Source organism: Enterobacter cloacae complex sp. SHL009 (genome assembly GCF_049237205.1).
Lineage (GTDB): Bacteria > Pseudomonadota > Gammaproteobacteria > Enterobacterales > Enterobacteriaceae > Enterobacter > Enterobacter cloacae_M.
In genome coordinates this window covers 396,630-421,850 of the sequence record NZ_JBMKIW010000004.1, presented here as the reverse complement: position 1 = coordinate 421,850, position 25,221 = coordinate 396,630, and the positions used below count along the sequence as shown (strand labels likewise).

General features: G+C 56.4%; 24 protein-coding genes. 8 read left to right on the top strand and 16 right to left on the bottom strand.

Features of this window, described 5'->3' with window-relative positions; genetic code table 11:
* Positions 1-6 precede the first annotated feature (6 nt).
* From ACOTZC_RS12955 to ACOTZC_RS12940, 4 genes are all read right to left on the bottom strand, one after another.
* Positions 7-522 (bottom strand): protein disulfide oxidoreductase, encoded by a 516-nt coding sequence (locus ACOTZC_RS12955; RefSeq protein WP_063927625.1) that lies wholly within the window; start codon positions 520-522, stop codon positions 7-9.
* A 76-nt stretch (positions 523-598) separates the two neighbouring features.
* Entirely contained in the window at positions 599-2,779 is a 2,181-nt protein-coding gene (locus ACOTZC_RS12950) for a polysaccharide biosynthesis tyrosine autokinase (RefSeq protein WP_163354012.1), read from the bottom strand.
* Positions 2,779-3,228 carry a protein tyrosine phosphatase gene (locus tag ACOTZC_RS12945; RefSeq protein WP_163354013.1) on the bottom strand — a complete coding sequence of 150 codons (450 nt, stop codon included), beginning with the start codon at positions 3,226-3,228 and terminating at the stop codon, positions 2,779-2,781. The genes ACOTZC_RS12950 and ACOTZC_RS12945 overlap by 1 nt, the downstream gene beginning before the upstream one ends.
* Positions 3,228-4,367 carry a polysaccharide export protein gene (locus ACOTZC_RS12940; RefSeq protein WP_045402919.1) on the bottom strand — a complete coding sequence of 380 codons (1,140 nt, stop codon included), beginning with the start codon at positions 4,365-4,367 and terminating at the stop codon, positions 3,228-3,230. The genes ACOTZC_RS12945 and ACOTZC_RS12940 overlap by 1 nt, the downstream gene beginning before the upstream one ends.
* 485 nt (positions 4,368-4,852) lie before the next feature.
* Between ACOTZC_RS12940 and ACOTZC_RS12935 the strand changes: the two genes are divergently transcribed.
* Together ACOTZC_RS12935 and ACOTZC_RS12930 are read left to right on the top strand one after the other, a co-directional pair.
* Positions 4,853-5,185, top strand: a complete 333-nt coding sequence (locus ACOTZC_RS12935) for an RcnB family protein (protein WP_023336316.1) — start codon at positions 4,853-4,855, stop codon at positions 5,183-5,185.
* Positions 5,160-5,615 carry a GNAT family N-acetyltransferase gene (locus tag ACOTZC_RS12930; protein ID WP_421635804.1) on the top strand — a complete coding sequence of 152 codons (456 nt, stop codon included), beginning with the start codon at positions 5,160-5,162 and terminating at the stop codon, positions 5,613-5,615. Before ACOTZC_RS12935 ends, ACOTZC_RS12930 begins: the two co-directional genes overlap by 26 nt.
* Positions 5,616-5,710: 95 nt before the next feature.
* Here ACOTZC_RS12930 and apbC read toward each other — a convergent pair whose 3' ends face one another.
* The gene (apbC, locus tag ACOTZC_RS12925; protein ID WP_163354014.1) at positions 5,711-6,820 is read right to left on the bottom strand and encodes an iron-sulfur cluster carrier protein ApbC; all 1,110 of its coding nucleotides are present in this window, start codon (positions 6,818-6,820) and stop codon (positions 5,711-5,713) included.
* A gap of 166 nt (positions 6,821-6,986) precedes the next feature.
* On the opposite strand from apbC, the gene metG reads away from it, so the two are divergent.
* Complete coding sequence (gene metG, locus ACOTZC_RS12920) at positions 6,987-9,020, top strand: methionine--tRNA ligase (protein WP_421635803.1); 2,034 nt, start codon at positions 6,987-6,989, stop codon at positions 9,018-9,020.
* Positions 9,021-9,051: 31 nt separating this feature from the next.
* Here the strand turns inward: metG and ACOTZC_RS12915 are convergent, their stop codons facing one another.
* The 3 genes from ACOTZC_RS12915 to ACOTZC_RS12905 are packed head-to-tail and all read right to left on the bottom strand — an operon-like array spanning position 9,052 to position 11,967.
* Positions 9,052-9,522, bottom strand: a complete 471-nt coding sequence (locus ACOTZC_RS12915) for a DUF1456 family protein (protein WP_115875826.1) — start codon at positions 9,520-9,522, stop codon at positions 9,052-9,054.
* Between the two features lie 46 nt (positions 9,523-9,568).
* Positions 9,569-10,288, bottom strand: a complete 720-nt coding sequence (btsR, locus tag ACOTZC_RS12910; protein WP_024908144.1) for a two-component system response regulator BtsR — start codon at positions 10,286-10,288, stop codon at positions 9,569-9,571.
* Entirely contained in the window at positions 10,282-11,967 is a 1,686-nt protein-coding gene (locus ACOTZC_RS12905; protein ID WP_421635802.1) for a LytS/YhcK type 5TM receptor domain-containing protein, read from the bottom strand. Before ACOTZC_RS12905 ends, btsR begins: the two co-directional genes overlap by 7 nt.
* 217 nt (positions 11,968-12,184) lie before the next feature.
* On the opposite strand from ACOTZC_RS12905, the gene mlrA reads away from it, so the two are divergent.
* Together mlrA and ACOTZC_RS12895 are read left to right on the top strand one after the other, a co-directional pair.
* On the top strand, positions 12,185-12,925 hold the full coding sequence (gene mlrA / locus ACOTZC_RS12900) for an HTH-type transcriptional regulator MlrA (RefSeq protein WP_033146010.1): 741 nt from the start codon (positions 12,185-12,187) through the stop codon (positions 12,923-12,925).
* A 69-nt stretch (positions 12,926-12,994) separates the two neighbouring features.
* Positions 12,995-13,108 carry a protein YohO gene (locus tag ACOTZC_RS12895; RefSeq protein ID WP_008500895.1) on the top strand — a complete coding sequence of 38 codons (114 nt, stop codon included), beginning with the start codon at positions 12,995-12,997 and terminating at the stop codon, positions 13,106-13,108.
* On the opposite strand, the gene ACOTZC_RS12890 is transcribed toward ACOTZC_RS12895, so the two are convergent.
* From ACOTZC_RS12890 to bglX, 5 genes are all read right to left on the bottom strand, one after another.
* On the bottom strand, positions 13,083-13,820 hold the full coding sequence (locus ACOTZC_RS12890) for an ABC transporter permease (RefSeq protein WP_421635801.1): 738 nt from the start codon (positions 13,818-13,820) through the stop codon (positions 13,083-13,085). The two genes, ACOTZC_RS12895 and ACOTZC_RS12890, sit on opposite strands and share 26 nt — an antisense overlap.
* Positions 13,804-14,754, bottom strand: a complete 951-nt coding sequence (locus ACOTZC_RS12885; RefSeq protein ID WP_045402898.1) for an ABC transporter ATP-binding protein — start codon at positions 14,752-14,754, stop codon at positions 13,804-13,806. Before ACOTZC_RS12885 ends, ACOTZC_RS12890 begins: the two co-directional genes overlap by 17 nt.
* Positions 14,747-15,904, bottom strand: coding sequence for an ABC transporter permease (locus tag ACOTZC_RS12880; RefSeq protein ID WP_126303459.1), 1,158 nt, complete (start codon positions 15,902-15,904; stop codon positions 14,747-14,749). Before ACOTZC_RS12880 ends, ACOTZC_RS12885 begins: the two co-directional genes overlap by 8 nt.
* Before the next feature lie 12 nt (positions 15,905-15,916).
* Positions 15,917-16,834, bottom strand: a complete 918-nt coding sequence (gene osmF, locus ACOTZC_RS12875; RefSeq protein ID WP_023312449.1) for a glycine betaine ABC transporter substrate-binding protein OsmF — start codon at positions 16,832-16,834, stop codon at positions 15,917-15,919.
* A 145-nt stretch (positions 16,835-16,979) separates the two neighbouring features.
* A complete protein-coding gene (gene bglX / locus ACOTZC_RS12870) occupies positions 16,980-19,277 on the bottom strand; it encodes a beta-glucosidase BglX (RefSeq protein WP_126303460.1) in 2,298 nt (765 codons plus the stop codon).
* Positions 19,278-19,466: 189 nt separating this feature from the next.
* On the opposite strand from bglX, the gene dld reads away from it, so the two are divergent.
* Together dld and ACOTZC_RS12860 are read left to right on the top strand one after the other, a co-directional pair.
* On the top strand, positions 19,467-21,215 hold the full coding sequence (dld, locus tag ACOTZC_RS12865; protein WP_322408121.1) for a D-lactate dehydrogenase: 1,749 nt from the start codon (positions 19,467-19,469) through the stop codon (positions 21,213-21,215).
* A 112-nt stretch (positions 21,216-21,327) separates the two neighbouring features.
* Positions 21,328-21,882, top strand: a complete 555-nt coding sequence (locus ACOTZC_RS12860; RefSeq protein WP_032658926.1) for a GNAT family N-acetyltransferase — start codon at positions 21,328-21,330, stop codon at positions 21,880-21,882.
* A gap of 94 nt (positions 21,883-21,976) precedes the next feature.
* Here ACOTZC_RS12860 and pbpG read toward each other — a convergent pair whose 3' ends face one another.
* Both pbpG and ACOTZC_RS12850 read right to left on the bottom strand, forming a co-directional pair.
* Positions 21,977-22,900, bottom strand: a complete 924-nt coding sequence (gene pbpG, locus ACOTZC_RS12855; protein WP_421635800.1) for a D-alanyl-D-alanine endopeptidase — start codon at positions 22,898-22,900, stop codon at positions 21,977-21,979.
* 167 nt (positions 22,901-23,067) lie between these two features.
* Positions 23,068-23,655 carry a Yip1 family protein gene (locus ACOTZC_RS12850; protein WP_023312454.1) on the bottom strand — a complete coding sequence of 196 codons (588 nt, stop codon included), beginning with the start codon at positions 23,653-23,655 and terminating at the stop codon, positions 23,068-23,070.
* A gap of 157 nt (positions 23,656-23,812) precedes the next feature.
* On the opposite strand from ACOTZC_RS12850, the gene ACOTZC_RS12845 reads away from it, so the two are divergent.
* A complete protein-coding gene (locus ACOTZC_RS12845) occupies positions 23,813-24,385 on the top strand; it encodes a DedA family protein (protein ID WP_045402886.1) in 573 nt (190 codons plus the stop codon).
* A 49-nt stretch (positions 24,386-24,434) separates the two neighbouring features.
* Here ACOTZC_RS12845 and ACOTZC_RS12840 read toward each other — a convergent pair whose 3' ends face one another.
* Entirely contained in the window at positions 24,435-25,199 is a 765-nt protein-coding gene (locus ACOTZC_RS12840; protein WP_072254611.1) for an SDR family oxidoreductase, read from the bottom strand.
* Positions 25,200-25,221 lie beyond the last annotated feature (22 nt).

Here is a 25,221-nt window from a genome sequence, read left to right as displayed (position 1 = left end):
TTATTTTTATACGCCTGCCCACCACATCCTTAATTTTAATCCCCAGTAGCTCGTCCAGCCTGTCGTGGTGCTGACCACATTCCCCTTCGACACAATGACCAGCGTCGGCGTTACGCTCACCTGCCACTGCTGCGACAACGCACCGTTTTCATCGTTTATCACCGGCATTTTCAGCTGTTTCTTTTCAACCCAGCGCTCAAGCTTTGCGTTATCACCGGAACGCATAGCAATACTAATCACGTTCCCGCCCTCTTCTGCCAGCTGATTAACGGAAGGCGTCGTGAAACGGCATATGCTGCACCAGGTGGCCCAGACGTAAATCAGCAGCGGGCGTTCCTGACTCAGGGCCGAGATATCGTGAATGTTACCGTCGATGCTCTGCATTGGTGTTGCGCTAAAACTGGCGGGGAGTGTCGGTTTTCTATATTGATCAACGCCCCACACCACGACCAGCGTCAGCAGAACGAGTATGATCCCTTCCCGCGCCCAGCGGCGCAGTCGGTTGATTTTGCGGTTATCCATTGTGACCTCATGTTTCAATGAAGGTCATCTTAACGGGCAAAACGCCATCACGCTGTAAAGAAGTGTCGCGCCAGGTTTACTCCTGGGTATAACCGTAGTCGTAATGGCTATATCCCGAGTTGTAATAAAGCACGGCAGATTTCACGATATCATTGAGGATCGCGCCATTCACCTGCACGCCCATTTGCTGCAGACGCTTCAGGCAGTTCTCGATCTCCTTGACGCTGGTTTTACCAAAGCGGGCGACCAGCAGCGTGGTCGCCGCCGCTTTGGCTATCAGCAAGGCATCCGTTACGGCAAGCACAGGTGGGGTATCGACAATCACGATGTCATACACTTTGTCTATCTGCGACATCACGGTCTGGAAGCGTTCACTCATGAGCAGCTCAACGGGATGTGAAGGTTGGGGTCCGCAGGTCAATACATCAAAACCGCCTTTCTCAACGCGTTGAACAGCCGCCTGCCATTCAACGTCTCCTCCGAGCACGCAGGATAATCCCCGATGATTGCTCAGTTTGAACACATTGTGGACATATCCCTTGCGCATATCCGCATCAATAAACAGCACACGCTGTCCAGCCTGAGAGGCAATCGACGCAAGTGACGTACTAACCAGCGTCTTTCCGCAGTCCTGCGTGGGGCCTGACACCACGACGATCCGGTTTGCGGCATCCATCATTGTAAAATGCAGGCTGGTGCGCAACCCGCGCACCGCCTCGACAAACATGTCTGCAGGACGGTCAATGGGCAGAAAAGGGATGTTCGACGTCCTATGCTTCCAGTGGGAATCAAACAGGTTTCTCCTGCGCAGGTGCGTTTTTTTCCAGAGCCACACCGAGCGCGGGAGCGTCGCCAGAAGCGGTATCCCCAGCACTTCCAGTTGTTCAGACGAGGTAATGCCCCGCTTAAAGGCTGAGCGGACTAAAACCGTTCCAGCAGAGAGCATCAAGCCCATCAGCATACCCAGCACGATAATGAGCGCTTTGCGCGGCTTGATTGGGGCCGGCTGCGTCACTGCCGGATCAATAATCCGCACGTTCCCGATAGCGCTGGAGCGCGAGATATTCAGCTCTTGCTGACGCGTCAGCAGCTGCAGGTAGATGGTTCGTCCGGATTCAACGTCGCGACTCAGGCGTAAGATTTCCTGCTGAGTGGAAGGCATGGATGAGACGCGGCTATTCAAACGTGCGCGCTCACGCTCAAGCGTTTGTTTCTTCTCCAGTAAAGCACGGTAGGTGGGATGGTCCTTTTTGAAAAGCTGGGAAACTTCTGCTTCACGAAACGTCAGTTCGTTAAGCTGGTTTTCCACGTTAACTACCTGATCGAGAACCGACTTTGCCTCCAGAGACAAGTCGACAGAATCGCGCTGCTCTCTGTAGGCATTCAGTCGCGCTTCGGCTTCATCCAGTTCCCGGCTGATCTTAGGTAATTGATCCTGTAAAAACGTGAGGCTGCGGGAATCTTTCGCTTCCTGACGCGCAATATTCTGGCTAAGAAAATTTTCAGCAATCGTATTAAGCACCGTGGCGATTTTGCCAGGGTCTTCACCCGTTAACGTTAATGCGATCATACCGCTCTGTTTCGACGACTCAACAACCGTAAGCTTGTTCTGAATGGCGTTGATCGCGTCAAGCCTTGCTACGGTTTCGAGGGTAAACTGGGTGCCGGGTTCCGCGCTGAGGGATGTCACCAGAAGCGATATGCTGTCTTTAGCCAGGGTTTTTCCCACAACGCCGTCTGCCTCAAGCGTTTTTCCCTCAAGATGATACCGCCCATGCTCCTGAACGGTGAGTATTAGCGTTTGTGGCTTCCCTTCCAGAAGAGGAATAGTCAGCGCGCCAATCGTTATTTTGTCGGATTTACCTCCCCGCACGTGCTCCCAAAAAGGCCCAATTACAGGCAACACTCGCCGCTTAACGTTATAAGTCAGCCCTAACCGATCGACGGTTTCTCCCAGAATCATTCGTGATTTGAGGAGTAAAAGTTCTGGCGCGACATCTGGCGAGAGTTCGGCCCCGAACGAGGCCAGGTTCTTGAGCAGCGAGTTATCCTGCTTCGCTTCAACCTGTACCAGGGCATCAGCCTGATAAACTGGTGTGATGCTGAACGCGTAGATCCCTGCACATAACGTGAGCAGGAGCGTGACGCATGCGATCGTCACCCGGTTATCAAACATCTCAGCAAGCAACTGAAGAAGATCGATCTCATTATTCTGCGGTGTCGCAGCATTATATTTGTCTGATTTAGAAGACGACATTACTGCTTCATTCCTTGTTGACTCAAACGACGAGCCCATTCCTGACTGGCTTTTCCCAATTGCTCGAAAACATATTCATAGGCTTCACGACTTTTGTGGTACGGGTCGGGAATTTCCCTGGTTTCCAGCCATTGTCCAAAGAGCAACGATTTTCCCCGGTTCTCCGGGGCCATAGCGGCTATGTAACGGAGATGTTCCGGCTCCATCACCAGAATCAAATCGGATTTTTGCAACAGGCTGCGCGTAATTTTGCGGGCAACATGACCTTCCAGCGAAACACCATGACGCCGGGCCACAGCCTGCGCAGTCGCATCCGCCGGATACCCTTCAAGCCCCAAAATCCCTGCCGAGGTCACCTGCTTGCCGGGCAATTGCTGACGCAACAGCCGCTCACCCATCGGTGAACGGCAAATATTGCCGGTGCAGACCACTAAGATTGACTGGAACATTACTGCGGCCACGACCTAATGTAACGAACGGTTTCGGTCAGGTCATGAACGCCGCTGATGGTAGGCACCAGTTGGGAGATCACGCGATTCCAGCGAGATAACGGTGCGGTGGTGACGTAGACAATGTCATACGGTTCCAGCTGGAATTCCGTACCCAGCACCATGGCTGACGCATCTTCCGCATTCAGTTGAAAGATGTTGGCAATTTTGTCCGTGTCGCCTTTTTTAGATACCTGCCGAATAACAAAAATGCCGGTTGCATCTGCCATATTTTGGTTAAGTCCACCGGCATTTCCCAGGGCTTCGGCCAGCGTCATACCGCTACGATCCATCTTAAGCGTACTCTGCTTGACCACCTCGCCCATCACAAACACCTTCAGCGCGTCGTTCCGGGGAATAAACAGGATATCGCCAGGATAAAGCAGCTTGTTTTGGGTCAAATCGCCATGCTGCATCAGCGCATAGAGCGAAAGGCGGGAGTCCTTGCCATCATGCGTGAGCACGACGTTACGCCAGTCGGCATCCGCAGAAAGACCGCCAGCGGCGTTAACCGCATCCATTACCGTCAGTGGAATATTGGTTATGGGTTGTTGGCCCGATTTTTCGACCTCTCCGGTGACATAGACTTTTTGGGAACGAAAGGCGGCAATGCTAACGTCCACCTGCGGGCTCTCAATGACTTTATCCAGTCGCGCTGTAATCTCTTCACGTACCTGTGAAACCGTTTTTCCCGCCACCCGCAACTTACCGACGTAGGGATAAAAGAGCGTACCATCGGCGTTGACCCAGTTGCCTGCATCGCTCGCACTACGATATTGTCCCGCGGGCGTCGTTAATTCAGGGTGATCCCAGACGGTGACCGTCAGGATGTCGCCTGTGCCAATGCGGTATTCCCAGTTTTTGATCTGCTCATCCAGATTAGGATTTGCCTGAGATTTCGATACCGCCGGACGTAGTTCTTCAATCAATCCCGGCGTCAGAGAAAAAACTTCCACGCGCTTATCAAGCTGATAACTGGCGTCTTCCGCAGCAATGACTTTTTTCCCGGATACACTTAAGTTCTGCCCGGGGGAAAATACACACCCTGTTAATTGGCTAACAGTAAGAAATAACAGCGAAAATGCAGTTGTACCTTTCATTATATAAAAATTTCTTTTTAACGTTGCGTTCATCGTCAGTCTTGCAAAAAGACTTAGAACAAGCCTTTGAAATTCAATAAATTATTATTCAGCAATATGAAATTCTGACAGTGTAAGATGTGACCAAATCGCTCTTCAGAAAACAAAAGCAATACTCATCCTTGTAAGAAAAACGGAATTAAGACCGCTTCACACGAAGGCAATATTAAATCTTCTTCTGCAGGAAAGCATTCATACAACAGTCCAATTTTAACGTTAAAAATTATTTTCAGAATTAATTGGTAAAATAATAAATATTAAAAATATAAAGCACAGATAATATTCACCACAATAATAAACATCATCCACGTCGACTACACAAAACCGTGTACTTTTGTTACATTTTTTTCAAACATACCTTGTGTTGATACTTAAAATGGACTGTCTGCTCCGCTTTGCACGACTTGCAGACGACAAGTATCTGTAACGATATCACTGGAGAAAAAATGGCTAAGCGTAAATTGCTGCTTCTGGGTGTATTACTGTCTCTGGCGGGATCCGCATTCGCTGCCCCGCAAACGGCCGCTGCGCCATCCGGCATCAAGGCCTATGAAGAACAAGAGTTCATCGCTGACTTTACGAAATTCAAGATTGGCGACACGGCGCCGGCGCAGTATCAAACGCCGGAGTACACCATCAAACAGTACCAGTTACGTAACCTGCCGGCTCCGGATGCCGGAACCCACTGGACCTATATGGGTGAGAACTACGTGCTGATCGGCGATGCTGATGGCAAGATCTACAAAGCCTACAATGGAGATATTTTCTATCACCGCTAACGCAATTGTGATTTGCCCCTGGCAGGAAAGTGACCGCCCTTTCCTGCGCACGCTCTACCTCCACGCCCGGCGTGAAGCCTGGCCATGGCTGGACAGTGCAGACTGGCAGCTTGAAGACTTTGACGCGGTCACCCGTGACGAAGTGATTTGGGTTGCCACGCAGAACGGCCATCGACTGGGTTTTGCTTCCGTCTGGACGAACGATAATTTTCTGCACAACCTCTTTGTTGACCCGCAGTATCAAAGCCACGGCGTCGGGAAAATGCTCCTGGAACAGGTGCAGAAGACGTTTACCAGTACGGGTTCGCTTAAGTGTCTGGTGAAGAATGCGCGGGCTGTCGCGTTTTACCAGCGGCACGGCTGGCACATTGAGGCGACGGGGGATTCTCCGGACGGAGAGTATTATTTGATGCACTATCGGTTGGGTTAAAGTCGGGTGGCGGCTTCGCCTTACCCGACCTACGTGATAGTGCCAGTTGTAGGCCAGGTAAGCGAAGCGCCACCCGGCAATTCAACGCGAAGGCGTTACACCGCGCGGAACGCGATTTCGCCCGGGATCACTTCGCCCTGCCAGTAAAGCTGCGCCGCAACGCGACCCGCCAGCTGACGATACATCTCTGCAAATTCGCTGTCCGGACGTCTGACCACTGTCGGCTTTCCGCTGTCCAGATCTTCACGGAGGGTAATGTGCAGCGGCATCTGCCCCAGCAGCTGAGTGTGATACTTCGCAGCCAGTTTTTCTGCACCACCCGTACCGAAGATAGGTTCGTGGTGACCGCAGTTGCTGCAGATGTGCACGCTCATGTTCTCGACGATACCGAGCACCGGCACTTCCACCTTCTCGAACATCACGATGCCTTTTTTGGCGTCGATCAGCGCAATATCCTGCGGCGTAGTCACGACGACCGCCCCCGTGACCGGAATGTTCTGCGCCAGCGTCAGCTGAATGTCACCGGTGCCCGGCGGCATGTCCAGCACCAGATAATCCAGATCCGGCCACATCGTCTCCTGCAGCATCTGCAGCAGCGCTTTGCTGGCCATCGGGCCGCGCCAGACCATGGCGTTATCGTCGGTCACCAGGTAACCGATCGAGTTGGTCGCCAGACCGTGAGCCATAATTGGCGCCATGTGGGTCCCGTCCGGCGAGGTTGGGCGCTGGTTTTCCGCGCCCAGCATGTTCGGAATAGACGGACCGTAGATATCGGCATCCAGAATACCGACCTTTGCCCCTTCCGCTGCCAGCGCGAGCGCCAGGTTAACGGCCGTAGAGGATTTCCCTACCCCGCCCTTGCCCGAGCTGACGGCAATGATATTTTTCACGCCGTTCACGCCAGGCTGGTTTTTCACGCGCTTCAGCGTGGCGATGCTGTGGCTCAACTTCCAGTCGATCGCCTTCGCACCGGTAATGCGCAGCAGCTCAGAGCTGGTCTGCTCTTTCAGCGCATCAAAGGCGCTGGTCCAGACGAACGGCATCTGCAGCTCAATGTGCAGGGTATCGTCCAGCCAGGCAACGTGGTGTAACGCTTTCAGCGTAGTGAGATTGTGCTTCAGGGTTGGATGCTGAAAGTTAGCCAGCGTCCCGGCGACCATTGCTCGTAAGGCTTCCGGTGATTTGGCCTGGGATTGAGAACTCATCCCGACTCCTTTGTAGTTGTTCTGAAAAAAGACGTGTAATTACCAAGTTTACCCCAGAGGTAACAATTATTCATTTATGGATTAATGCCCTTATCACTTGGCGTAGTTATTACCTTTCGGGTAACATCAAAAACCCTTTTCACAGTTAAAAGAAGTAATGCCTACTATGACTCAAGTCGCGAAGAAAATTCTGGTAACGTGCGCACTGCCGTACGCCAACGGCTCAATCCACCTCGGCCACATGCTGGAGCATATCCAGGCTGATGTCTGGGTCCGTTACCAGCGAATGCGCGGCCACGAGGTTAACTTCATCTGTGCGGACGATGCTCACGGCACGCCGATCATGCTGAAAGCGCAGCAGCTGGGGATCTCCCCGGAGCAGATGATTGCCGAAATGAGTCAGGAGCATCAGACCGATTTTGCTGGCTTTGACATCAGCTATGACAACTATCACTCCACGCACAGCGACGAAAACCGCGAGCTGTCGGAGCTGATCTACACCCGCCTGAAAGAGAACGGTTTTATCAAAAACCGCACTATCTCTCAGCTGTACGATCCGGAAAAAGGCATGTTCCTGCCGGACCGTTTCGTCAAAGGCACCTGTCCGAAATGTAAATCCCCGGACCAGTACGGCGATAACTGCGAAGTGTGCGGCGCGACCTACAGCCCGACCGAGCTTATCGAGCCGAAATCCGTGGTTTCCGGCGCCACGCCCGTCATGCGTGACTCCGAGCACTTCTTCTTCGACCTGCCGTCCTTCAGCGAAATGCTGCAGGCGTGGACCCGCAGCGGCGCGCTGCAGGAGCAGGTGGCGAACAAAATGCAGGAGTGGTTCGAATCCGGCCTGCAGCAGTGGGATATCTCCCGCGATGCGCCGTACTTCGGCTTTGAAATCCCGAACGCGCCGGGCAAATACTTCTACGTCTGGCTGGACGCGCCAATCGGCTACATGGGCTCCTTCAAGAACCTGTGCGACAAGCGTGGCGACACCGTCAGCTTCGACGAATACTGGAAGAAAGATTCCACGGCAGAGCTGTATCACTTTATCGGTAAAGACATCGTTTATTTCCACAGCCTGTTCTGGCCGGCGATGCTGGAAGGCAGCAACTTCCGCAAGCCAACTAACCTGTTCGTACACGGCTACGTGACGGTGAACGGCGCGAAGATGTCCAAGTCTCGCGGGACGTTCATTAAGGCCAGCACCTGGCTGAACCACTTCGACGCGGACAGCCTGCGCTACTACTACACCGCGAAGCTCTCTTCCCGCATCGACGACATCGACCTGAACCTGGAAGATTTCGTGCAGCGCGTGAACGCGGACATCGTCAACAAGGTGGTGAACCTGGCCTCCCGTAACGCGGGCTTTATCGCCAAACGTTTTGACGGCGTGATGGCGGCTGAACTGGCCGATCCTGACCTGTACAAAACCTTTACCGACGCGGCAGCCACCATTGGCGACGCGTGGGAAACCCGTGAGTTCGGCAAAGCGGTGCGCGAAATCATGGCCCTGGCTGACCTGGCGAACCGCTATGTGGACGAGCAGGCACCGTGGGTTGTCGCGAAACAGGAAGGCCGCGATGCCGACCTGCAGGCCATCTGCTCCATGGGCATCAACCTGTTCCGCGTGCTGATGACGTACCTGAAGCCGGTTCTGCCACAGCTGGCAGCCCGCGCCGAAGCGTTCCTGAACACCGAACTGACCTGGGATGCCATGGCGCAGCCGCTGCTCGGCCACAAGGTGAACACCTTTAAAGCGCTGTACAACCGCATCGAGATGAAGCAGGTTGAAGCCCTGGTGGAAGCGTCTAAAGAAGAGGTTAAAGCGGCTGCGGCACCGGTCACCGGCCCGCTGGCAGACGATCCGATTCAGGAAACCATTACCTTCGACGATTTCGCTAAAGTCGACCTGCGCGTGGCGCTGATTGAGAACGCGGAGTTCGTGGAAGGCTCTGACAAGCTGCTGCGCCTGACGCTGGATCTGGGCGGCGAGAAGCGTAACGTCTTCTCCGGCATCCGTTCTGCGTATCCGGACCCGCAGGTGCTGATTGGCCGTCAAACCGTGATGGTGGCGAACCTGGCGCCGCGCAAAATGCGCTTCGGCATCTCTGAGGGGATGGTGATGGCTGCAGGCCCTGGCGGGAAAGATATCTTCCTGTTAAGCCCTGACGAAGGCGCGAAGCCTGGCCAGCAGGTGAAATAACAAAAAAGCCGGAGATAATCTCCGGCTTTTTTTATGGTTTAGGATGATGCACCCGGTGGGTCAGCCCGCGCAGGAAATTACGCAGGAACTGGTCGCCGCACTCGCGGTAGTTTTTATGATCCGGCGCGCGCATCATGGCGGTGACTTCCGGCACGGATACGCGGAATTTTTGCTCGGTCATGATCGCCACGATATCGTCCGTTTTCAGCGAGAACGCGATGCGCAGCTTTTTCAGCACCGTGTTATTGTTCACGCGACGCTCCAGTGCCAGTTCTGGCGCAGCCGGATCTTTGCCACGCTTATCGTAAATCAGGCCGTTCAGGAAACCCGACAGAATAATGTCCGGGCAGCGAACGAAGCCCTCTTCGTCTTCTTTGGTCATCCACGTGTCAAAACTCGCAGACGTGGATTCCATGTCGGACAGCGCAAGAATGCGCACCATGTCGTTATTGTTCGCTTTCAGGGTGTAGCGCAGGCTACGAAGAATATCGTTACTTAGCATAGAGCCTTCGAATGTCGATGATGCAATGGCGCGCAGTGTACCAGCTTTACAGCCCAATCGCCTCTTTCAAACTCTTCAGGTAGCGGCGGCTGACGGGTACCGTTTGCCCGGCACGCAGCACCAGCTCGGCCTGGCCGTTATCTTCCAGGCGGATCTCCTTCAGGTGCGCCATGTTCACCAGATACTGGCGGTGGCAGCGGATCAGCGGCGTGCGGCTCTCGAGCGTGCGCAGGGTCAGCTCGGTAAATCCTTCGTTCCCTTCCGCGCTGGTGACAAACACCCCGCTCAGGCGGCTGCTGACGAACGCCACATCATCCATCTGCAGAAGATAGATCCGGCTGTGCCCGGTGCAGGGGATAAACTTCAGCGGCTGCTGGTTCTCCGGCAGCAGCGTGACGTCCTGTACGGTTCTTTCCTGGCGTAAACGGGTGAGCGTTTTTTCAAGGCGCTTCTCTTCGATCGGCTTGAGCAGATAGTCAAACGCGTGCTCCTCAAAGGCCTTAACGGCATATTCGTCGAACGCCGTCAGAAACACGATGTAGGGACGATGTTCCGGGTCGAGCATGCCGACCATCTCCAGGCCGCTGATGCGGGGCATCTGAATATCAAGGAACAGCACGTCCGGGCGCAGCTTGTGCACCGCGCCGATGGCCTCAATGGCGTTGGCGCACTCACCCACAATCTCAATATCCGGCTGCTCCTGCAGCAGAACGCGCAGGTTTTCCCGTGCCAGCGGCTCATCATCCACAATCAGCACTCTTAACATGCGTTTTCCTCCAGCGGCAGTCGTACGGTAATACGGGTAAATCGGTCGGGCTCGCAGGCGACGGTAATGCCACAGTCATCGCCAAAATGGGCGCGCAGGCGTTTATCCACCAGGCTCATCCCTAAACCGCCGGAGGCGGAAGGCTGGTAAAGCCCGGCATTATCTTCAATATCCAGCACCAGATGGTGGTTAAACCGGCTGGCGGCAATGGTTATCTCCCCTGTACCCAGAAGCTGTGACGTGCCGTGCTTAATGGCGTTTTCGACAATAGGCTGCAGGGTAAAAGCCGGGAGGTGCTGATACGCCAGCTCGTCCGGCACGGAGAGCGTCACCTGCAGGCGCGACTGGAAACGCGCCCGCTCAATCTGCAGATAGGCGTTCACGTGCTCAATCTCGTCGGCGAGGGTCACGATCTCAGACGGCCGCTTCAGGTTCTTGCGGAAAAAGGTCGACAGAAACTGCACCAGCTGCGCGGCCTGATCGCTGTCGCGGCGGATCACCGCTTTGAGCGTGTTGAGGGCATTAAACAGGAAATGCGGGTTGACCTGGGCATGCAGCAGCTTAATTTCAGACTGCGTCAGCAGGGCTTTCTGCCGCTCATACTGTCCGGCGAGGATTTGTGCGGACAGCAGCTGGGCGATCCCCTCCCCCAGCGTGCGGTTGATCGAGCTGAAAAGACGGTTTTTTGCCTCATACAGCTTGATAGTCCCCATCACCCGCTGATTTTCCCCGCGCAGCGGAATCACCAGCGTGGAGCCCAGCTTGCACTGCGGATGCAGCGAACAGCGATAAGGCACTTCGTTACCGTCGGCATACACCACTTCGCCGGTTTCGATGGCGCGCAGCGTATAGGCTGAGGAGATCGGTTTACCCGGCAGATGGTGATCGTCCCCTGTGCCGGTAAAGGCCAGCAGCCGCTCGCGGTCGGTTATGGCCACCGCGCCGATATCCAGCTCCTTGTAGAGCACCTGCGCGACCTTCATGCTGTTTTCTTCGTTAAACCCCTGGCGCAGGATCCCTTCGGTCGAGGCGGCGACCTTCAGCGCCGTGGCGGAAAACGCCGAGGTGTACTTCTCAAACATAGCGCGCTTGTCGAGCAGAATGCGCATAAACAGCGCCGCACCCACGGTGTTAGTCACCATCATCGGGGCGGCAATACTGTTGACCAGGTGCAGCGCATCTTCAAACGGACGCGCAATGAGCAGAATGATCGCCATCTGCGCCACTTCGGCCACAAAGGTAATGGCACCGGCGGTAAGTGGGCTAAAGACTTTATCCGGGCGGCCGCGTTTGATCATGTAGCTGTGCACCAGCCCGCCGAGCAGCCCTTCCACGATCGTCGAGATCATGCAGCTGAGTGCCGTCATCCCGCCCATGGAATAGCGATGCAGCCCCCCGGTTAAGCCGACAAGCCCACCGACGACGGGACCGCCCAGCAGCCCGCCCATCACCGCGCCGATAGCGCGCGTGTTGGCAATAGAGTCTTCGATATGGAGACCAAACCAGGTCCCCATAATGCAAAATATGGAAAATACGACGTAACAGAGGAATTTGTGCGGCAGACGTACGGTAACCTGCATCAGCGGGATAAACAGGCGCGTTTTGCTCATCAGCCAGGCTATGACCAGAAACACGCACATCTGCTGAAGCAACAGCAGCACCAGATTAAACTCGTACATACTCAAAACCGCACACGCTAAAAACGCGTAACATACACTGATGCGGGTTTACTTTCTTTGAAGCATCCCAAAAAAGCGCAAAATCGTGTCCGTTATCACACCTTTTTCTGAATATCGCGCATGCTTCGCATTGTTTGTTCAAAAATCAATCAATCCTTCCTGGTTCGTCAAAGTGGGTCTACAGTTAAGCTGGGAACGCGTAAGCCAGGGGGCGAATATGGCGCTTTACACGATAGGTGAAGTGGCACTCCTTTGTGATATCAATCCCGTTACCCTACGGGCGTGGCAGCGACGGTATGGATTGCTTAAACCGCAGAGGACCGACGGTGGGCATCGCCTTTTCAATGAGGCCGATATCGACCGCATCCGCGAAATTAAAAGCTGGATCGACAACGGAGTGCAGGTCGGCAAAGTGAAGTCCCTGCTGAGCCATGATGACCCGGACACGCAACACCTCTGGCGCGAACAACAGGAAACATTGTTGAGACTCCTCCAGGCGGGCAATCTTCAGCGCCTGCGCGCATGGATAAAAGAGCAGGGGCGCGACTATCCGGCACAGACGCTGATCAGCCATCTTTTCATTCCGCTCCGTCGACGTCTTCAGTGCCAGCAGTCCACCCTGCAGGCGCTGCTCAGCATGCTCGACGGGGTGCTGATCAACTATATTGCCGTCTGCCTTGCCTCAGCGAAGAACAAAGCCGGAAAAGATGCGCTGGTGGTCGGCTGGAACGTGCACGATACCACCCGCCTGTGGCTGGAAGCGTGGATTGCGACCCAGAAGGGCTGGCGCGTGGATGTCCTGGCGCACTCGCTGGCGCAGCTTAAGCCCGAGTTTTTCGACGGTCAGACCCTGCTGGTCTGGTGTGGGGAAGTGCCCTCCGCCACGCAGCAGCAGCTGCTGACGGAATGGCGTGAGAATGGTTACCCGGTATATTCCCTTGGCCCGGATGAGCCATAACGGCATTTAATGGTTCATTAACAGCTGCGCTTCACCGTATAATTGTTCCGTTAACAACAGGAGCACATGATGAAGGCAACCAAACTGGCCATTATTACCCTTTTTGTCCTGATGGCCGTGAGCGGTATTGGCGGCGTGATGCTGGCAGGATACTCGTTTATTGTTCGCGGCGGTGTCGGCTGAGGTACAGCGCCAGCCGCTCAAAAAGGCGATCGACGACGATTGCCGCCAGCGCGACCAGCACCGCCCCCTGCACGATATAAGCCGTATTAAACCCGCTCAGGCCGATAATAATCGGCGTTCCCAGCGTATTGGCTCCGACCGTAGACGCAATGGTCGCCGTCCCGATGTTAATGATGACCGACGTGCGGATCCCGGCAATGATAACCGGCGCCGCAAGCGGCAGTTCAACCTTGCGCAGCCGCTGACCGCGACTCATCCCCATCCCTTCAGCCACGCTCAGCACCGACGCCGGTACCGCCGCGAGGCCCGCCAGCGTGCCCTGCAGCACCGGCAATACGCCGTATAAAATCAGCGCAATAATGGCGGGCTGCTGACCAAAGCCCATCACCGGAACCGCTATCGCCAGCACCGCCACCGGGGGAAACGTCTGGCCAATCGCCGCTATCGTCTCCACCAGCGGGCGAAACTCCCGACCCGCAGGCCGCGTGATCGCGATGCCCGCCCCCACGCCCAGCACGATCGCGACAGCGCTTGAGAGCGCCACCAGCCAGAGATGCGCCAGGGCGAGATTAATAAAGCTCTCCTGCTGATAAACCGGCCGCGGCAGCCCCGGAAAAAGAGTGTTAAACAGCGCCGCGCTGTGGGGCATCAGAAACAGTAAGGCGACAAAGAGCGCTACCAGCCAGAGGAGCGGATCACGCAGTGCATTCACGCGTCACCTCCCCGGCTAGCAGATCGCGAAAATGTAAGGTTCCGCATGGCGTACCGCGCGAGTCCGAGACGGGCAATACCTCGCACTGGCGCGCGACAAACGCCGAGAGGGCATCCCGCAGGCTCATCTGCGCCTGCAGCGGTTCGCCGCTGACCGGCACCTCCTCCCGACGCATATAGTCGCTGACCGTCCGCAGGGAGAGCAGCCTCACGCCCAGCTCGCTGCGGCCAAAAAACTCGCGCACAAAGTCGTTCTTCGGCCATGTTAATAGCTTAAGCGGCGAGCCCTGCTGCACCACTTCGCCATGATCCATCAGCACCAGATGGTCGGCCAGGCGCAGGGCTTCATCAATATCGTGCGTCACGAGAACGATCGTGCGCCCGAGAATGCGGTGAATGCGGGTCATCTCCGCCTGCAGCGCGCCCCGTGTGACCGGATCCAGCGCGCCGAAGGGTTCATCCATCAGCAGCACCTGCGGGTTAGCCGCCAGCGCGCGCGCCACGCCCACGCGCTGCTGCTGGCCTCCGGAAAGCTGGTGCGGATAGCGATCGCGCAGCGCGGGCTCCAGGCCCAGGAGCGCCATGAGTTCATCCACCCGGTCAGCGATTTTTGTCCGCGACCATTTCTCCAGCTGCAGCACGGTGGCGATGTTCTGCGCCACCGTCCAGTGGGGAAACAGGCCGATAGACTGAATGGCATAGCCCATCCGGCGACGCAGCTCCAGCACCGGCAGGCTGCGGATCTCTTCTCCGGCAAAGCGGATCACCCCGCTGTCATGCTCAACCAGGCGGTTGATCATCTTCAGGGTGGTGGATTTTCCCGAGCCCGAGGTGCCAATCAGCACGGAAAACGCCCCCTCGGCAAAGTTCAGGTTCAGATGGCTCGCCGCCGGGCGACCGGCAAAGGTTTTACTGACATCATGAAATTCAATCATTGGCTCTTCTCCTGAGCAGCGCGAGCCATAAGGCAAACAGCGCATCGACGACAACCGCCAGCGCAATCGTGGGCACCACGCCCAGCAACACAAGATCGAGGGCACTGCTGAGCAGCCCCTGGAACACCAGCGCGCCAAAGCCGCCCGCACCAATCAGCGCCGCAATCACCGCCATGCCGACGGTTTGTACCACCACCACCCGCAGGCTGCGCAGCAGCAGGGGCAGCGCCAGGGGGAGCTGAATTTTCCAGAAACACTGCCGCGCGCTCATCCCCATCGCATGGGCGCTTTCAAGCACATCCGGCGCGACCTGGCTCAGGCCCGCGACCACGCCGCGCACCAGCGGCAGCAGCGCATACAGCACCAGCGCGATAAGCGCGGGCGTTAACCCCGTTCCGGCTATGCCAAGCGTTCCCAGCACCGGAAATGACTTCACCAGCCCCGCCAGCGGGGCAATCAGCAGGCCAAACAGCGCGACGGAAGGTATGGTCTGGATCACGTTGAGCACGGCAAAGACCCCACCCTGGCGTGAAGGATGACGATAGCACCACATGCCGAGCGGTATCCCGATCAGCAGAGCCGGGATCAGCGTGCCAAAAAGGATCGTCAGGTGTTGCGCCAGGGCATCATCAAACACCTCCTGACGGTTGGCGTACTCTTTCAGCAACGAGAGATTGTTCAGCTCACCGCTGAACAGCAGGAACAAGGGAATACACCATATCTGCGCGTTGAGCACCCAGCGCCAGACGGCGCTGGAGATGAGTCGACGAATGGCATCGCTGCTGGCCAGCAGACACAGCGCCAGCCACAGCCAGAGGCCGCTGCCCACCGTGGTTCTCGCCAGCGGGCTTTCCGCCGACGCCATATGCGTCGCCGCCTGCCCGGCTCCCCAGAAGAGGAGGATAAACAGCCCTTCAGCAAGGAACAGCGTCAGCCACTGCGCCGTGCGCCCTTGCCAGAGCGATAGCGCAACCCACGCGCCCAGCGCCGCGGCCAGCCACCACGGCGTGAACGCCCACACTTCCCAGAGATAGCGCCCTTCCCCCGACATCAGGCGGTTTGGGGCAACGTTGACAAACGGTAACGCGACCGCCGCGATGGCCACGCAGGCCAGCAGCAGCAGTACGCGGTTATGACATTTTATTGGCACAGCCCTTTCCCGTTACTTCACAAGCCCTTGTTGTTTCAGGAAGTCGGCGGCCACTTTTTTGGCATCCAGCCCCTCGACGGCAATGCTGGCGTTCAGCTGCTGCAGCGTTTTTTCATCCAGTTTTTCGAAGACCGGTTTGAGCCAGTCGGCAATCTCCGGATAGGCTTTCAGCACCGACTCACGTACGACCGGGGTCGGAGCGTAAATCGGCTGTACGCCTTTTGGATCGGTCAGGGTTTGCAGGCCGAGCGCCGCAACCGGGCCGTCGGTGCCGTAGGCCATTGCCGCGTTAACGCCGGAAGTTTGCTGCGCCGCCGCCTTGATGGTTACCGCCGTATCCCCGCCCGCCAGCGAGAGCAGCTGCGCCTGGTCGAGCTTGAAGTCGTAGGCTTTTTCAAACGCCGGGAGCGCGTCAGGACGCTCGATAAACTCCGCGGACGCAGCCAGCTTAAAGTCGCCCTTCTCTTTCAGATAGCGGCTGAGATCCGCCAGAGACGTCAGCTTACCTTTCTCCGCCACGTCCTTGCGCACGGCGATAGTCCAGGTGTTGTTGGCCGGGGCCGGCGTCAGCCAGACCAGCTTGTTCTGTTCCGCGTCGAGTTTTTTGACTTTCTCATACCCGGCTTTGGCGTTTTTCCATGCCGGATCGTTTTCATCTTTGAAGAAGAATGCCCCGTTGCCGGTGTATTCCGGATAGATATCCAGCTCGCCGGAGGTGATCGCCCCGCGCACGACGGGCGTGGTGCCGAGCTGAACTTTATTGACGGTTTTCACGCCGTGGCTTTCCAGCACCTGCAAAATAATATTGCCGAGCAGCGCGCCTTCGGTATCGATCTTTGAGCCCACTTTTACCGGCTCCGCCGCCTGTAACGGCAGGCTTAGTGCCGCCAGCAGCACCGCAGATCCCAACATCCCCTTTGCAATCGTCATTCCGCTATCCTCATTTTTTTATCGCCTTTTTCAGAGGCTTGAGAGAAAAGCGTAGCTTAAAACAGCGGATTTACCCGGCAAAATGCCTTTTTAGCATAACGTAAGACGCATCCCCCGGAAGTCGGGGGATGCAAAGGAGGGAAGGTTACAGCAGCTCGAACTCGCCTTTATTCACGCGGGCGGAATCCACCCCGATAAAGACGTTAAACTTGCCTGGCTCCGCATCGTATTTCATCTGCTGGTTCCAGAACTTCAGCGCCTCCACGTCAATCGGGAAGCTGATGGTTTGGGTTTCGCCAGGCTTCAGATTGACCTTCTCGAAGCCGCGCAGCTGCTTAACAGGACGGCTCATCGAGGCGGTGACATCCTGGACGTACATCTGAATTACCGTTGCCCCTTCGCGCTTGCCGGTGTTGGTCACCTCAACGCTGGCGGTAACTTTGCCGTCACGCTTCAGGGTCGGCGCCGACATTTTCACGTCAGAAACCTTGAAGGTGGTGTAGCTCAGGCCGTAACCAAACGGATACAGCGGGCCGTTAGCTTCGTCGAAGTAACGGGACGTGTACTTGTTCGGCTTATCGGCGTTATACGGGCGACCGGTGTTCAGGTGGCTGTAGTAGACCGGGATCTGCCCGACGGAGCGCGGGAAGGACATCGGCAGCTTGCCCGACGGGTTGTAATCACCAAACAGCACGTCGGCGATGGCGTTACCGCCTTCGGTACCGGCAAACCAGGTTTCCAGAATGGCGTCAGCCTGCTGGTCCTCTTTCACCAGCGCCAGCGGACGACCGTTCATCAGCACCAGCACCAGCGGCTTGCCGGTGGCTTTCAGGGCGGCGATCAGATCGCGCTGGCTCTGCGGGATGGTGATGTCGGTACGGCTGGAGGCCTCGTGCGCCATACCCTGCGCTTCGCCCACAACTGCGACAACGACGTCAGACTGTTTCGCGGTATTCACCGCCTCGTCGATCATCTCCTTCGGCGTGCGCGGATCGACCTTCACCGCTTCCTCGTACTGGTTGAGGAAGGTGACGATGTCTTTGTCGTTGGTGACGTTCGCCCCTTTGGCGTACACCACTTTCGCGTTATCACCCACGGCACTCTTAATCCCGGTCAGCACGGTCACGGACTGATCGGCCACGCCTGCCGCAGACCAGCTGCCCATCACGTCGCGCTTGCTGTCGGCCAGCGGGCCCACTACGGCAATGGTGCCGGATTTTTTCAGCGGCAGCGTGTCGAGGCGGTTTTTCAGCAGCACCAGGCTTTCGCGCGCCACGTCACGCGCTTCTTTGCGGTGCAGGCGGCTTTCAGCGTTGGTATCTGCCGGGTCAGAGTCTTTCGGGCCCAGGTGGCTGTACGGATCGTTAAACAGCCCCATGTCGTATTTCACGTTCAGCACGTGGCGCGCGGCATCGTCCAGCTCCGCCATCGTTACCTTGCCGCTCTTCACCAGCCCCGGCAGGTATTTGCTGTAATACTCGTCGCTCATGCTCATGTTGATGCCGGACTTGAGCGCCACGCGCACCGCGTCTTCCGGATCGGACGCGGTACCGTGTTTAATCAGCTCTTTAATCGCGCCGTGGTCAGAAACGGTGATGCCCTTAAAGCCCCACTGGTCGCGCAGCACGTCTTTCAGCAGCCAGGAGTCAGAGGTCGCAGGCGTGCCGTTCAGCGAGTTCAGCGCTACCATCACCGCGCCGCTGCCCGCATCCAGCCCCGCCTTGTACGGCGGCATGTAGTCGTTGAACAGGCGCTGCGGGCTCATGTCGACGGTGTTGTACTCTTTCCCGCCTTCAACCGCGCCGTAGGCCGCAAAATGCTTCACGCTGGTCATCACCGAGTAGCGGTCCGCCGGACTTTTGCCCTGCATCGCTTCCACCATGGTTTTACCCATTGTGGCCGTTAAATACGTATCTTCACCAAAGCCTTCCGACGCGCGGCCCCAGCGCGGATCGCGCGAGACGTCCACCATTGGCGCCCAGGTCATGTTCAGGCCGTCGTCCGCCGCTTCATAAGCCGACACGCGCCCGACGGTTTTCACCGCGTCGAGGTTAAAGGAGGAGGCTAAACCGAGGCTAATCGGGAAAACGGTACGCTGGCCGTGCACCACGTCATAGGCAAAGAACAGAGGAATTTTCAGGCGGCTGAGATCCATCACCTGATCCTGCATCTTGCGGATATCCTGGCGGGTGACGGTATTAAAGATGGCCCCAACCTGCCCGTCTTTGATCATCTCGCGGATGGCCTCTTTCGGGTTATCCGGACCGACGCTGATAAGACGCAGCTGGCCGATTTTCTCATCAACCGTCATTTTCTTGAGCAATTCAGTGACAAACGCGTCCCGTGCTTCAGGCGTGAGCGGGTGATTACCAAACAAATCCTCTGCCAGCGCAGGTTGCAGCGCCAGGCTGACGGCGACACCTACAGAACATAGCCATTTCATGTCGTTTTACTCTCTCATCAATAACCGCCGGACGATCTCGGCCATACCGTGCGAAAAGCGCAGTGTGCCACAAACCCTCGAAACGTTGCAGGGTTATTCTCTGATTTTTCTCGTGAATACTCGACCGCTTAACAGTTAATCGCGCTATGCTTTACAGCGAGAAATTTGCCCCACCACAAGGAGTGGAAGATGACTTCTGTTCGAAGAAACGATAACACGGCTTTTATTAACGAACTGTCGCGCCTGGTTGGCTCCTCTCACCTGCTTACCGACCCGGCCAAAACCGCCCGCTACCGCAAAGGTTTCCGCTCCGGTCAGGGTGAGGCGCTGGCGGTGGTCTTCCCCGGCACGCTGCTGGAGCTGTGGCGCGTGCTGAGCGCCTGCGTCGCCGCCGACAAGATTATTTTAATGCAGGCCGCCAATACCGGCCTGACCGAAGGCTCCACGCCGAACGGCAACGATTACGATCGCGACATCGTGATTATCAGCACCCTGCGCCTCGACAAGCTGCACCTGCTGGATAAAGGCGAGCAGGTGCTCGCGTTCCCCGGCACGACGCTCTACTCCCTGGAAAAAGCGCTTAAGCCGCTGGGCCGTGAGCCGCACTCGGTGATTGGCTCCTCCTGCATTGGCGCCTCGGTGGTCGGTGGGATCTGCAACAACTCCGGCGGCTCGCTGGTGCAGCGCGGCCCGGCCTACACCGAGATGTCGCTGTTTGCCCGTATTGACGAAAACGGCAAGCTGACGCTGGTGAACCATCTGGGAATCGATCTCGGCGTGACGCCAGAGCAGATCCTCAGCAAGCTTGACGACGATCGCGTGAAGGACGAAGACGTGCAGCACGACGGCCGCCACGCGCACGATCACGACTACGTGACCCGCGTGCGGGATATCGACGCCGATACGCCGGCGCGCTACAACGCCGACCCGGACCGCCTGTTTGAATCCTCCGGCTGCGCCGGGAAGCTGGCCGTGTTTGCCGTGCGTCTGGATACCTTCCCGGCGGAGAAAAAGCAGCAGGTGTTCTACATCGGTACCAATCAGCCTGAGGTTCTGACCGAAATTCGTCGTCATATTCTGGGCGAATTCACCCATCTGCCGGTGGCGGGCGAGTACATGCACCGGGACATTTACGACATCGCCGAGCGTTACGGCAAAGATACGTTCCTGATGATCGACAAGCTCGGCACCGACAAAATGCCGTTCTTCTTCACCATGAAGGGACGCACCGACGCGATGCTGGAGAAAGTGTCGCTGTTCAAACCCCACTTCACCGACCGCTTTATGCAGAAGCTGGGCAACGTTTTCCCGGCGCATCTGCCGGAGCGAATGAAAACCTGGCGCGATAAGTACGAGCATCACCTGCTGCTGAAAATGGCCGGAGACGGAATTACCGAAGCGCAGTCCTGGCTGACCGAATTCTTCAAAACCGCCGAAGGGGATTTCTTTGCCTGCACGCCTGAAGAGGGCAGCAAAGCGTTCCTGCACCGTTTTGCCGCCGCAGGTGCCGCCATTCGTTATCAGGCGGTGCATTCCGAAGAGGTGGAAGATATTCTGGCGCTGGATATCGCCCTGCGACGTAACGACACCGAGTGGTTTGAGCACCTCCCGCCGGAAATCGACAGCAAGCTGGTGCATAAGCTCTATTACGGCCACTTTATGTGTTATGTCTTCCATCAGGATTACATCGTCAAAAAAGGGGTCGATGCGCACGAACTGAAGGAGCAGATGCTCGCCCTGCTGCGTGAACGCGGCGCACAATATCCTGCGGAACATAACGTCGGGCATCTTTATAAAGCCCCTGACGCACTTAAGCAGTTTTATCGCGAGAATGACCCTACAAACAGCATGAACCCCGGCATTGGTAAAACAACGCGGAAGAAATACTGGAAAGAAGAGGCAGATGCGGAGCAGCGCGTAACGCAAGCGTCTGATTAATTCCTACAGCCAAATTTGAGAGATTGTTTAGCGTGCCTTAATCGTAATAGAGTAACCGTCTGACGCCGGAGGAACGTTTCTCCGGTTTTCTATAACGAGGAGCAGGCACATCATGTCGGCTATTGATGTTTTATCCGAGACCGAACTGGAAGTGCGCGATGCCCTTCCCGATGATGTGCATGCCATCGCCGCCATCTATGCCTGGCATGTGCTGCACGGGCGCGCGTCATTTGAAGAAGTCCCCCCTACCATCGACGAAATGCGTCAGCGTATGAAAAGCGTGGCTGAGAGCGGTTTGCCGTGGCTTATCGCGCTGTATCGCGGCATCGTGGTGGGCTACTGCTACGCCACGCCCTACCGCCCGCGACACGCCTACCGCTATACCCTGGAAGAGTCGATTTACGTGGATGCCAGCATCACCGGGCGCGGTTTTGGTTCGGCATTAATGGATGCGCTAATCGCCCGCTGCGAGCAAGGCCCGTGGCGGCAGATGATTGCCGTTGTGGGAGATGGCAACAATAATGCCGGCTCATTGCGGCTGCATAAAAAGCATGGCTTCGTGATTGTCGGTCAGCTGCGCAGCGTAGGCTATAAGAAAGGTGACTGGCGGGATACGGTGATTATGCAGCGCTCGCTCAACGATGGGGACTGGACACTACCGGAATAAACGCAAAACGGTAACCTGGGTTACCGTTTTTAGTGTTTTCTCCCTCTCCCTGTGGGAGAGGGTCGGGGTGAGGGCATCAGCGCACACAAACGGCTCAGTCGTTCTGCGCCGTCGCCATCTGTTCCGCTTTCTGCTTTTTATACGTCAATGCTGCGGCCGGAACGGGCTGCACTTTCCCGGTTTCAATCCAGGTACGCAGGCGGCTCGCGTCCGCGAAGTGGGTATATTTGCCGAAGGCATCCATCACCACCAGCGCCACCGGTTTACCGTTAAACACGGTGCGCATCACCAGGCAGTGTCCTGCCGCGTTGGTAAAGCCGGTTTTGGTTAACTGAATATTCCAGTTATCGCGGTATACCAGATGGTTAGTGTTGCGGAACGGCAGCGTATAGGCCGGGTTCGCAAAGGTCGCCATCTCTTCACGGGTGGTGCTGAGCTGACCAATCAGCGGATACTGTTTGCTGGCAATCAGCAGTTTCGTCAGATCGCGGGCCGTGGAGACGTTGTTGATCGACAGTCCCGTCGGTTCAACATAATGCGTATTGGTCATCCCCAGCGCTTTGGCTTTTGCGTTCATCGCGCGGATAAAGGCGTCGTAGCCGCCCGGATAGTGGTGCGCCAGGCTCGCCGCCGTACGGTTTTCAGACGACATCAGCGCCAGCAGCAGCATATTTTTACGGCTGATTTCACTGTTCAGACGCACGCGAGAGTAGATCCCCTTCATCTCCGGCGTATGGCTGATATCCACTTTCAATTTTTCGTCCAGCGGCAGATGTGCATCAAGCACCACCATCGCGGTCATTAATTTGGTAATCGAGGCTATCGGGCGCACCAGGTCCGGATGGCTGGCGTAGATCACCTTATTGGTGTTGAGATCGACAATCATCGCGCTGCCGGACGCAATTTGCGGCTGAGCGGCAGCGGCGGTCACCGCAGGCGTTTTAGCGACGGCCGGCACGGCAGCGGACGCGCCCAGCAGCAGCGCCAGGCTAAGTAAAGAGACTCGGAATTTCAGCATGGTGAGACTTCTGATAATTATTCACGCACGTCATGACGTACACCGCCTGTATCAACGGATAAACACAGGCTGGCTTCGGCATCATAGCGGTCACCGGGCGTTGTCGCCAGCGGATAATCGTGAACAGATGCTGCATTGCTGGCATTTACGCCAGCAATGCAGTGAACTCAGAAGAGACGGTATCCGTAACCCCAAAGAATAACCGTCAGCGCCAGTAGCGCCTCCAGTACCAGCACCCCAATAGCGAGTGTTGAACTGGAAAAACTCAGGCCTTCTTCTTTATTGATATTCAGGAAGGTTGGAACCCCCAGATACAGCAGATACCCGGTGTAAAAGAGGGCAATAGTACCGATCAGCGCGCACAGCCAGACCAGTGGATAGAGCGCAACAATACCGCTTAAGAACAGCGGGGTCGCGACATATCCGGCAAAGACCATACAGTGCGCCAGCGATGGACGTTGCGGGTAGTTACGCGCCATCCAGTGAATGACACGCCCCATTACCGCCACACCCGCCAGCATCAGGCCATAAAAAACGATGGCCAGATAGAGCCCGGTAAACCAAGAAAGCTGAACAACGGTGCCGTCACCGAAGTTCCAGCCGATTTGTGTTGTTCCGATAAAGGCGCATATTACCGGCACCGCAGCCATCAGCAGCACGTGGTGCGTGTAATGATGCGAGACCGTTTCGTTCTCACTTTTAATGACATGCATCTCACGATCGGGATGGGAGAAAAGTCCCCAGACATGGTTCATAGCGCCCCCTTGTTGTCGGCCCGTCAGCGATACCTTAAGTATAATGCAGGCTTTAGATTATTTTCTGTACAGTGGGAAATTTCCGTTGATTTCCCCGCTGTTGATTCATGGGGTATATGATTAAACGAGGTAAGCAGAGGGAGATTACATTTACGTAATGGATATTAACGCACTCATTGAACAATATGGATATGCCGCGCTGGTCGTCGGTAGCGTGGCAGAAGGTGAAACCATCACGCTGTTAGGCGGCGTCGCCGCGCATCAGGGATTGCTGAAATTCCCGCTGGTCGTCGCAGCGGTCGCGCTCGGTGGAATGATTGGCGATCAGCTGCTCTACTTTCTCGGGCTGCGCTTCGGGCCCACGCTGCTTAAGCGTTTCGCAAAGCATCAGAAGAAAATTCGTCGCGCTCAACGGCTCATTCAACGTCATCCCTATCTGTTCGTCATCGGCACGCGCTTTATGTATGGCTTTCGCATTATCGGGCCGATACTGATTGGCGCCAGCCATCTGCCGCCAAAAATTTTCCTGCCGCTCAATGTTCTTGGTGCGATTGCCTGGGCGATGATCTTTACGACGCTCGGCTACGTAGGGGGCGAAGTGATTGGCCCGTGGCTGCATAATCTCGACCAGCATCTGAAGCACTGGGCGTGGCTGATTCTGGTGGTGGTGGCGGTGATTGGGGTCAGGCTGTGGCTGAAGCATCGGGAAAAGACGCGGAATGAGGAGTAGCCGGGTGCGGCCTGATGCCCTCACCCTCTCCCACAGGGAGAGGGGAAAACTACCCCTCCTGCTTAAACTGCGGGTTCGCCAGCATAAAGCCCCCGTCAACAATAAACGATTGCCCCGTCGTGTAGCTGGCGTCGCTGTCGCACAGCCATGCCACCAGGCTGGCTATCTCTTTGGTGTGGCCCGGCCGCGCCAGCGGGATTTCCGGCATTGAACCCTCCTTCACTTCGCTGTCGTCCATGTCGTTCATCGGTGTGGCAATGGCGCCCGGCGCGACGGCGTTCACCAGAATGTTGTGCTTAACCAGTTCCATCGCCATGGATTTGGTTAACCCGCCGAGCGCGTGTTTTGCCGCCGTGTAGGCGCTCGCCTCTGGCAGCGGCGTGTGCTCATGCACCGAGGTAATGTTCACAATCCGCCCCCCTTCCCCTTGCTTCACCATCTGGCGGGCGGCAATTTGTGAACAGAGAAACGCGCCGTCCACGTCGACGGTGAAAATGTTCCGCCAGTCGTCAAACGGCATCTCAAGGAACGGCGCTTTGGTCATCGCACCCGCATTGTTGACCAGCACGTCCAGCCGACCAAAACGCGCAATCAGCGTTTCAATACCCTCTGCGCCTTCCGGCAGCGTGCTTAAATCAAGATGGATAGCCTCTGCGCGCTGCCCCTGCGCTTCAACTTCGCGGCAGGTTTCCAGCGCTCCTTTTTCATCCGAGTGCCAGGTGACGCCAATATCAAACCCGCGCTCTGCGAGCATCAGCGCCGTGGTTTTACCAATCCCGGAATCCGATGCGGTCACTATCGCTACTCTGGTCATACTCACCTCCTGAAAAACTGCA

Bases quoted from the DNA above. Each gene is read 5' to 3' on its own strand.
- ACOTZC_RS12845 (WP_045402886.1), top strand. From the start codon at position 23,813: ATGGATATTAACGCACTCATTGAACAATATGGATATGCCGCGCTGGTC.
- bglX (WP_126303460.1), bottom strand. From the start codon at position 19,277: ATGAAATGGCTATGTTCTGTAGGTGTCGCCGTCAGCCTGGCGCTGCAA.
- ACOTZC_RS12885 (WP_045402898.1), bottom strand. From the start codon at position 14,754: ATGATTGAATTTCATGATGTCAGTAAAACCTTTGCCGGTCGCCCGGCG.
- ACOTZC_RS12860 (WP_032658926.1), top strand. From the start codon at position 21,328: ATGTCGGCTATTGATGTTTTATCCGAGACCGAACTGGAAGTGCGCGAT.
- ACOTZC_RS12955 (WP_063927625.1), bottom strand. From the start codon at position 522: ATGGATAACCGCAAAATCAACCGACTGCGCCGCTGGGCGCGGGAAGGG.
- ACOTZC_RS12905 (WP_421635802.1), bottom strand. From the start codon at position 11,967: ATGTACGAGTTTAATCTGGTGCTGCTGTTGCTTCAGCAGATGTGCGTG.
- ACOTZC_RS12935 (WP_023336316.1), top strand. From the start codon at position 4,853: ATGGCTAAGCGTAAATTGCTGCTTCTGGGTGTATTACTGTCTCTGGCG.
- dld (WP_322408121.1), top strand. From the start codon at position 19,467: ATGACTTCTGTTCGAAGAAACGATAACACGGCTTTTATTAACGAACTG.
- ACOTZC_RS12915 (WP_115875826.1), bottom strand. From the start codon at position 9,522: ATGCTAAGTAACGATATTCTTCGTAGCCTGCGCTACACCCTGAAAGCG.
- ACOTZC_RS12930 (WP_421635804.1), top strand. From the start codon at position 5,160: ATGGAGATATTTTCTATCACCGCTAACGCAATTGTGATTTGCCCCTGG.
- ACOTZC_RS12950 (WP_163354012.1), bottom strand. From the start codon at position 2,779: ATGTCGTCTTCTAAATCAGACAAATATAATGCTGCGACACCGCAGAAT.
- ACOTZC_RS12850 (WP_023312454.1), bottom strand. From the start codon at position 23,655: ATGAACCATGTCTGGGGACTTTTCTCCCATCCCGATCGTGAGATGCAT.
- pbpG (WP_421635800.1), bottom strand. From the start codon at position 22,900: ATGCTGAAATTCCGAGTCTCTTTACTTAGCCTGGCGCTGCTGCTGGGC.
- apbC (WP_163354014.1), bottom strand. From the start codon at position 6,820: ATGAGTTCTCAATCCCAGGCCAAATCACCGGAAGCCTTACGAGCAATG.
- metG (WP_421635803.1), top strand. From the start codon at position 6,987: ATGACTCAAGTCGCGAAGAAAATTCTGGTAACGTGCGCACTGCCGTAC.
- ACOTZC_RS12840 (WP_072254611.1), bottom strand. From the start codon at position 25,199: ATGACCAGAGTAGCGATAGTGACCGCATCGGATTCCGGGATTGGTAAA.
- ACOTZC_RS12895 (WP_008500895.1), top strand. From the start codon at position 12,995: ATGAAGGCAACCAAACTGGCCATTATTACCCTTTTTGTCCTGATGGCC.
- mlrA (WP_033146010.1), top strand. From the start codon at position 12,185: ATGGCGCTTTACACGATAGGTGAAGTGGCACTCCTTTGTGATATCAAT.
- ACOTZC_RS12940 (WP_045402919.1), bottom strand. From the start codon at position 4,367: ATGAAAGGTACAACTGCATTTTCGCTGTTATTTCTTACTGTTAGCCAA.
- osmF (WP_023312449.1), bottom strand. From the start codon at position 16,834: ATGACGATTGCAAAGGGGATGTTGGGATCTGCGGTGCTGCTGGCGGCA.
- btsR (WP_024908144.1), bottom strand. From the start codon at position 10,288: ATGTTAAGAGTGCTGATTGTGGATGATGAGCCGCTGGCACGGGAAAAC.
- ACOTZC_RS12945 (WP_163354013.1), bottom strand. From the start codon at position 3,228: ATGTTCCAGTCAATCTTAGTGGTCTGCACCGGCAATATTTGCCGTTCA.